This is a genomic window from Amycolatopsis sp. La24 (assembly GCF_029087445.1).
GTDB classification, from domain to species: Bacteria; Actinomycetota; Actinomycetes; order Mycobacteriales; family Pseudonocardiaceae; genus Amycolatopsis; species Amycolatopsis nivea.
Map to the genome: position 1 here is coordinate 64,020 of NZ_JARACH010000045.1, position 8,398 is coordinate 72,417.

An 8,398-nucleotide genomic window follows, 5' to 3' on the forward strand; every position below is an offset into this window, starting at 1 on the left:
CCGAAATGACTCTCGGTAAACAGGCTACAGCAGGGGCATCCGCGGTCTAGACCACGCCGCGTAATCCCCCGCTGACACCCCCGCACGAGGGGTACCTCTCACCCGCCTGAGTTATCCACATCGGCGCGCCGCCTGTGGATAACTCAGGCCAGCGAGGCCAGTGCGGTGTGCACCAAAGTGCGGACTCCGACGAGCAGCGCGCGCTCGTCGAGGACGAACGTCGGGCGGTGGATGTCGGCCTGCGGAGCGGGCGGACCGGACCACACGCCGAGCCGGGCGAAGGCCCCGCCGACGTGCTCCAGGTACCAGCCGAAGTCCTCGCCGCCAGACGACTGTTCCGTCCCGGCCAGGCCCGTTTCGCCTACTGCGGCCTCGACGCCGGCGCGCATCAGCGCGGTCGACTCCGCGTCGGACACGACGGGCGGCACGCCGCGCCGGTAGTCGAGCGAGAAGCCGACGCCGGTCGGGGCCAGCAGCGATTCCACCGAGGACGCGACGAGCGGCTCCAGCGCCTTCCACACCTCGTGGTCGGCGGTCCGCAGCGTGCCGCGCAGGACGCCGTCCTGCGGGACCGCGTTCGCGGCCTGTCCGGCGTGCACCGCGCCCCACACCAGCACCGTGCCGGACCGGGGGTCGACGCGCCGGGACAGCACCGACGGCAGCGACGTGATGACCGTGCCCAGCGCGTACACCAGGTCAGCGGTGAGATGCGGCCGCGACGTGTGCCCGCCGGGCGAGGTGAGGCGCAGTTCGATCAGGTCGGCGGCGGACGTCAGCGCGCCGACCCGGGTCCCGACCTTGCCCGCTTCGAGCCGCGGGTCGCAGTGCAGGCCGTAGATCCGCTCGACACCCTCCAGCGCACCCGCGGCGATCATGTCCAGCGCGCCGCCGGGCATGACCTCCTCCGCGGGCTGGAAGATCAGCCGCACGCGGCCGGGCAGCTCGGGCGCGCCGGCGAGGGCGCGGCCGGCGCCGAGCAGGATCGCGGTGTGCGCGTCGTGGCCGCACATGTGCGCCGCGCCGTCGGTGGTGGAGGAGTACGGCAGGCCGGTGTCCTCGGTCAGCGGCAGCGCGTCGATGTCCGCGCGCAGCGCCACGCAGCGCTCGCCCTTGCCGATGTCGCACACCACGCCGGTGCCGCCGGGCAGCACCCACGGCTTGAGGCCGACGCGCCGCAGCAGCGAGACGATCAGCTCGGTCGTCGCGAACTCGTTGCGCGACAGCTCGGGGTGGGCATGGATGTGCCGCCGCCACGCGAGCACGTCCGTCGCGTTCGCGCGCAGCCAGTCGTCCAGCCAGAACGGGCCGCGGCCCGCGCCAAGGTCTTCCACCGGAGCCATGCTGACGCCGGCTTCGGTCAGCAGCGCGCCGGGCGCCGCGATCGGGTTGTGGTCACCTGGAACGTCCGGCCGTGAATCCAGCACCGTCACGCCGCACCTCCTCCCGCAACACGAGCGCAGGGGAACACGCAACGTGCCGATCGATCTGTCTTACGCATTGGAGTCGATCGTGCACCATGCAGGTGGCAAGCGGCGGTGCGCTGCCGTTCGACCAAGACGGCCGGTAGCGGATCTGCGGCGAACGGCTGACGAAGTTCGGCGTGGGTGAACGCCGGAAAGCTCAGCCGCCTTGAGCCTTGCGGCGCTTGATGCGGTGGCGGCGGCCGAAGAACACGATGGCGAGCAGCACCACCGCGGCCCCGCCCGCGATGAGGTTCTTCTTCGTCTTGTCGGCGTTGGCCTTGTCGGTCTGGGAGGGGTCCAGCACCGGTCCCGGCGGGGCCTGGCGGAACCCGTTCACCTGCGTGATCGCCGTCTCAGCCGCCACGGTGACCGACGCCGGAGCCGGGGTCGCCGCGGACGCCGCCGCGGGCAGCACTCCGGTGAGCAGCACGCCGAGCAGACCGGCCAGCAGCAGTCCCCGCACCTTCGCCATGACTTCCCTTCTACGCCGTCACCGTGCATTGTGCCTGTCGAGGAGCGGGCGCGTCAGCCGCCACGCGGTGGAGGCGCGTCCGCTCGCCTCGTGCTGACGACCGTCGAGCGCAACAAGCCCCGAAGACGGGCAAAAGACACTTGCGCGGACAGCGTTTTCTCTTCTTGGACGACGTTCAAGAAGAGGGCTCGGCGAACGCGGCCAAGATCCGCTGCGCGGCCAGCGTGGCGGTGAGTTCTCCGTCGCGCACCGCCCGTTCCACGTCGGCTACCTGCGCGCGGACCGCCGGATGCGCGGTGAGCCGGTCGAGCAGCTGCTCGCGGACCATCGACCACGTCCAGTCGACCTGCTGGCGTTTGCGCCGCTCGCCAAGATCACCCGATTCGGTGAGCACCTCGCGGTGCTTCCCGATCGCCGCCCACACCTCGTCGAGGCCGCTGCCTTCAAGACCGCTGCACGTGAGCACCGGCGGCGTCCAGAGCGCGTCCTTGCCGTAGATCATCCGCAGCGCGCCCTGCAGTTCGCGCGCGGCGCGCTTGGCGTCGCGTTCGTGCGGGCCGTCGGCCTTGTTCACGGCGATCACGTCGGCGAGTTCCAGCACGCCCTTTTTGATGCCCTGCAACTGGTCGCCGGTGCGCGCGAGGGTCAGGAAGAGAAAGCAGTCGACCATGTTCGCCACGGTCACCTCGGACTGCCCGACCCCGACCGTCTCCACCAGCACGACGTCGAAGCCGGCCGCCTCCATCAGCACGATCGTCTCGCGGGTGGCGCGGGCGACGCCGCCGAGCGTGCCGGACGTCGGCGACGGCCGGATGAACGCCTTCGGATCGACCGCGAGCCGCGCCATCCGGGTCTTGTCGCCGAGGATCGACCCGCCGGTGCGCGTCGAGGACGGGTCGACGGCGAGCACCGCGACCCGGTGCCCGGCCGTGGTGAGGTCGGTGCCGAGCTGGTCGATAAATGTCGACTTGCCGACTCCGGGCACGCCGGTGATGCCGACGCGTTTCGCCCCTCCGGCGTGCGGGAGCAGCTCGACCAGCAGTTCCTGGGCTTGCCGCCGGTGGTCCTCGCGATGCGATTCGACCAGCGTGATGGCTTTGGACAGGGTCCCCCGGTCGCCCGCGAGCACGCCCTTCGCGTATTCGCCGACGTCGATCCGCCGCGGCAAGGTTCAGGACTCCTGCGCGGCCAGCTGCTGGAGCAGGTCGATCGCGGCGTCCGCGAGCACCGTGCCCGGGCCGAAGATCGCCGCCGCTCCCGCTTCGCGCAGCTCGGGGTAGTCCTGCGGCGGGATCACGCCGCCGACCACGACCATGATGTCCTCGCGGCCCAGCTCGGCCAGCTCGTGGCGCAGCGCGGGCACCAGCGACAGGTGCCCGGCGGCCAGCGAGGACACGCCGATCACGTGCACGTCCGCTTCCGACGCCTGGCGGGCGACCTCGGCCGGGGTGGAGAAAAGCGGGCCGACGTCGACGTCGAAGCCGAGGTCGGCGAAGCCGGTGGCGATGACTTTCTGGCCGCGGTCGTGGCCGTCCTGGCCCATTTTCGCGACGAGGATCCGCGGACGGCGGCCTTCCTCTTCAGCGAATTTGTCGACCAGCTCGCGGGCCTTCTCGACGTTGTCCGACTTCCCCACCTCTTCCCGGTACACGCCGGAGATCGTGCGGATCTGGCCGGAGTGGCGGCCCCAGTTCTTCTCCAGGGCGTCGGAGATCTCGCCGACGGTGGCCTTCGCGCGCGCGGCGTTGATGGCCAGCTCGAGCAGGTTGCCGTTGTTCTGCGCACCTTCGGTGAGGCGGCGCAGCGCGTCCTCAGTGGCCTGCGGGTCGCGCTCTTCGCGCAGCCGACGCAGCTTCTCGAGCTGCTGCGCGCGTACGCCCGCGTTGTCGACCTTCAGCACGTCGATCTGCTCGTCGTCGGTGACCTGGTACTTGTTCACGCCGATGACCGGCTGTCGTCCCGAGTCGATGCGCGCCTGCGTACGCGCAGCCGCCTCTTCGATACGCAGCTTCGGGATGCCTTCGTCAATCGCGCGCGCCATGCCGCCCGCGCCCTCGACTTCGGTGATGTGACCCCACGCCTTGCGCGCGAGGTCGTAGGTGAGCTTCTCGACGAACGCGCTGCCGCCCCACGGGTCGATGACGCGCGTGGTGCCGGATTCCTGCTGCAGCAACAGCTGTGTGTTGCGCGCGATCCGTGCGGAGAAGTCGGTGGGCAGCGCGAGCGCTTCGTCGAGAGCGTTGGTGTGCAACGACTGCGTGTGCCCCTGGGTGGCAGCCATCGCCTCGACGCACGTACGCGTGACGTTGTTGAAGACGTCCTGCGCGGTGAGCGACCAGCCTGACGTCTGAGAGTGCGTACGCAGCGACAGCGACTTCTGCGACTTCGGGTCGAACTGCTTCACCAGCTTCGCCCACAGCAGGCGCGCCGCACGCAGCTTCGCGACCTCCATGAAGAAGTTCATGCCGATGGCCCAGAAGAACGACAGCCGCGGCGCGAACTTGTCGACGTCCAGCCCGGCTTCGACGCCCGCGCGGATGTACTCGACACCGTCCGCGAGCGTGTACGCCAGCTCCAGGTCGGCGGTCGCTCCGGCCTCCTGCATGTGGTAGCCGGAGATGGAGATCGAGTTGTACTTCGGCATGTGCTGCGAGGTGTAGCCGAAGATGTCGGAGATGATCCGCATCGAGGGCTGCGGCGGGTAGATGTAAGTGTTGCGGACCATGAACTCCTTGAGGATGTCGTTCTGGATGGTCCCCGCGAGCTGCTCCGGCTTCACCCCCTGCTCCTCGGCCGCGACCACGTAGAGCGCGAGCACCGGCAGCACCGCGCCGTTCATCGTCATCGAGACGGACATCTTGTCGAGCGGGATGCCGTCGAACAGCTGGCGCATGTCGTAGATCGAGTCGATCGCCACGCCGGCCATGCCGACGTCGCCGGACACGCGCGGGTGGTCGGAGTCGTAGCCGCGGTGGGTCGCGAGGTCGAACGCGACCGAAAGGCCCTTCTGCCCGGCCGCGAGGTTGCGGCGGTAGAAGGCGTTCGACTCCTGCGCGGTGGAGAACCCGGCGTACTGGCGGATCGTCCACGGCTGGTTCACGTACATCGTCGGGTACGGCCCGCGCAGGTACGGCGCGATGCCGGGGTATGTGCCGAGGAAGTCCACATCGGACAGATCGGCGGCGGTGTAGACCGGCTTCACGCCGATGCCCTCGGGGGTTTCCCAGGCGAGCGCGTCCGGGCCCTTGCCGGTGGCGTCCTGCACGGCCTGCGCCCACGCGGCCCGGTCGCCCGGTTCCGGCGTGCCGAGCGGGATGTCGGCGAAATTCGGGATGCTCATGCGGAGACTCCCAGCTGTGCGTGGAGGCTGGTCAGGATTTCGAGCGCGTCGCACCCGGCGTACAGATTGCCGCTGATTCCGTCGTAGGTTCCCTTGCCCGCCAGCAGCACGCTGTCCGCGCCGAGCGACGCCGCGACGGACGCGGCCTGTTCCTCATATGCCGCGTCAGTGCCGCAGACGCAGGCGATCTTCGCGCCGCTCTCGCGGAACGCGCCGGGCAGATCGTCGGTCGCGCCAGGGTTGACCGCCTCGACGCCGCCCGCCTGGAGCAGGTTCGTCGCGAAGGACGCACGGGCGGTGTGCGCGGCGACCGGACCCAGCGTGGCCAGGAAAACCTTCGGCCGTTCGCCGTGCTTGGCGAGGTACGCGTCGGACGCGTCGCGCAGTTTCTCGTACTCCTCGGCGTACCGGTGGCGCGGGAGTCCGCCGTCCACAGTGGACGGAAGCGGCTCGCGGGAGACTGGCTTTTCGTCCAGGTTCGGGAACTCGCTGACGCCGGTGAGCGGGTCGCGCCGGGTGGCGAGGCGGCTCGCGCGCTTTGCCCAGGTCTCGGCGAGCCGTCCGGCCAGCGCACCGGAAGCCAGCTCGGCCTCGATACCGCCAGCCGCCTCGATCGCGGTGAACTCGCGCCACGCGGCTTCGGCGAGTTCGTCGGTGAGCTTCTCGACGTACCAGGAGCCGCCCGCCGGGTCGATCACGCTGCCCAGCTTCGACTCTTCGATGAGGATCGCGTTGGTGTTGCGGGCGATCCGGGAGGAAAACGCGTCCGGCAGGCCGATCGCCGCGTCGAACGGCAGCACGGTGACCGCGTCCGCGCCGCCGACCCCGGCTGCGAAACAGGCGACGGTCGTGCGCAGCATGTTCACCCACGGGTCGCGCTGGGTGAACATCGACGGCGACGTGACCGCGTGCTGGTGCATCCCGCGCGCTTCCGCGGCTGCACCGGAGACTTCGAGGACCCGGTCCCACAGCCGGCGCGCGGCGCGGAACTTGGCGATGGTGAGGAACTGGTCCGCGGTCGCGGCGAGCCGGAACTCGATCTGCGCGGCCGCCGCGGCGACGTCCAGACCAGCCTCGGTGAGCGCACGCAGATAAGCGACGCCGGCCGCGATCGTCGCGCCGAGTTCCTGCGCGTCCGAGCCGCCTGCCTCGTGAAACGGCAGTCCGTCGGCGACGATCGTGCGGACCTTGGGGTACTTAGGGGCAACCTTCGCGGCCAATTCGGCGGCCGGGCCGAGCGGGAGAGAGTGCCCGGTGCGCGCCGAGGTACCGAGCGGGTCCGCACCCAGCGTGCCGACGGCTTCGCTGGCCGGGACCTCGCGCTCGGCGAAGAGGTCGAGAAGCACCTGAGCAGCGGTTTCGTACTCCGCACCGGCGTCGAGGACGACCGGCGCGAGACCGACGTACACCTCGTTCAGCGCGTCCGCGAGCGCGGAAATCGGGAGCGAACCCTCGCCGAGCCGCAGCCACACCGAGGACGCGCCGCCTTCGAGGTCGGCGAGGATCGCCGCGTTCGCCGCCCGGGCGTCTTCGCGCTGGTGACGGACCCGGATGTCCCACCCGGTGTCGACGACGCCCTCCGGCCGGGCCCCGCGCACGAACGGCGGCAGCCCCGGGAAGCCGAGGTCGCCGCCCGCGTCTTCGGCTGTGTATAGCGGCTGGATTTCGATGCCGTCGTAGGTGCGGGAGACGAGCTTGCTCTCCGGCGCACCCGCGAAATCCTCCGGGAGCCTGCCGCTCTTGCGCAGCACTCCCGCCACCAGCTCCTGCCACTGGGCGCGGTCCGCGGTCGGGAACTCCGCCGCGAGCGCGAGCCCGGGCTCGGAAGTCGGCGCCGACTCCGGACCAGCCACGTTCGTCATACCCAGTGATGGTAGAGGCAGGCCACCACCCGCACCTGTGACTCTGCTCGCCCCCCGTACGGGTGAACTCAGGGGTAGCGGTGCTGGGTCGAAGAGTGTCGGCGGGGTGGGCCACAATCATGGGGTGCCCTCGGAGAACAGCGACCAGGACCAGCCCGGCAACACCGACAGCACCGGCTCCGCGAACGCCGAGCCGTCGACCGGCGGCGACCAGCCGCGGGTAGTCGCCGGGCGCTACCGGCTGCGGTCGGTTCTGGGGTCGGGGTCGATGGGCACGGTCTGGTCGGCTTACGACGAGTTCCTGCACCGCCCGGTCGCGGTCAAGGAGATGAAGGTGCCGCCGGGCATCCCGGCCGAACAGGCGGACGAACTGCGCGAGCGCACGCTCCGCGAAGCCCGGGCGATCGCGGTGCTGTCGCATCCGAACGTCATCACGCTGCACGACGTCGCGCGCGAGAACGACGCCCCGTTCGTCGTGATGGAGCTGCTGCCGTCGCGCAGCCTCGCGCACCTGCTGCGTGACCACGGCCCGCTGACTGTCGAACAGGCCGCCGCGGTCGGCATCGCGGTAGCCGCCGCCCTTGAAGCAGCCCACGAAGCAGGCATCACGCACCGCGACGTGAAGCCGGGCAACGTCCTGGTGGCCAGCGACGGACGGATCAAGCTCACCGACTTCGGCATCGCCCGCAACGTCTCCGAAGCCACCATGACCAGGACCGGCATCATGCTCGGTTCGCCCGCCTACATCTCGCCGGAGGTCGCGTCCGGCGGCGCGGTCACCCCCAACGCGGACCTGTGGGGCCTCGGCGCGACGCTGTTCGCCGCCGTCGAAGGCGCACCCCCGTACGACGCGGACGGCGACCCGCTGGAAACCGTCGGCAAGGTCGTGAACGGCAAGGTCCCGCGCCCGAAGCCGGGCCCGCTGGCCGACGTCATCGCCGCGTTGATGAAGAAGGAGCCGGAAAAGCGGATCTCCCTGCGCGAGGTGCGCCACCGGCTGTACCCGAAGCAGACCAAGGCCACGGTGGACCTGTTCGGCCCCGAGCTGTTCCGCACGCCGGACGGCAAGAAAACCGCCGCGCACCTGGACGCCACCGACACCCAGGTCATCAAGACGGTCGCCCCGAAACCGGACTCGCCGGAGCAGCCCGCCGCACTCGCCGCGGACCCCGGCCCGCTGCCGTTCATGCGCTCGGGAAACACCGGTTCCGCGCCAGCCTTCGCCCCCGCTCCCCCGCTGCCCCCATCACCGCCGCTGCCC

The 8,398-nt window shown here is 70.6% G+C and carries 6 protein-coding genes; 1 reads left to right on the forward strand and 5 read right to left on the reverse strand.

What is annotated here, in order from left to right; all coding sequences use genetic code 11:
- Positions 1–143: 143 nt before the first annotated feature.
- The 5 genes from PUT80_RS32435 to PUT80_RS32455 all read right to left on the reverse strand — a co-directional run bounded on the left by PUT80_RS32435 (position 144) and on the right by PUT80_RS32455 (position 7,137).
- The gene (locus PUT80_RS32435; RefSeq protein WP_037816075.1) at positions 144–1,430 is read right to left on the reverse strand and encodes an amidohydrolase; all 1,287 of its coding nucleotides are present in this window, start codon (positions 1,428–1,430) and stop codon (positions 144–146) included.
- A 190-nt stretch (positions 1,431–1,620) separates the two neighbouring features.
- A complete protein-coding gene (locus PUT80_RS32440; RefSeq protein ID WP_037816076.1) occupies positions 1,621–1,935 on the reverse strand; it encodes a hypothetical protein in 315 nt (104 codons plus the stop codon).
- Positions 1,936–2,110: 175 nt separating this feature from the next.
- The gene (meaB, locus tag PUT80_RS32445; RefSeq protein ID WP_037816077.1) at positions 2,111–3,103 is read right to left on the reverse strand and encodes a methylmalonyl Co-A mutase-associated GTPase MeaB; all 993 of its coding nucleotides are present in this window, start codon (positions 3,101–3,103) and stop codon (positions 2,111–2,113) included.
- 3 nt (positions 3,104–3,106) lie between these two features.
- Entirely contained in the window at positions 3,107–5,275 is a 2,169-nt protein-coding gene (gene scpA, locus PUT80_RS32450) for a methylmalonyl-CoA mutase (RefSeq protein WP_037816078.1), read from the reverse strand.
- Positions 5,272–7,137, reverse strand: a complete 1,866-nt coding sequence (locus PUT80_RS32455; protein ID WP_275294443.1) for a methylmalonyl-CoA mutase subunit beta — start codon at positions 7,135–7,137, stop codon at positions 5,272–5,274. The genes scpA and PUT80_RS32455 overlap by 4 nt, the downstream gene beginning before the upstream one ends.
- Before the next feature lie 241 nt (positions 7,138–7,378).
- On the opposite strand from PUT80_RS32455, the gene PUT80_RS32460 reads away from it, so the two are divergent.
- On the forward strand, positions 7,379–8,398 hold a 1,020-nt coding region (locus PUT80_RS32460), incomplete at its 3' end, for a serine/threonine-protein kinase (protein ID WP_275294444.1).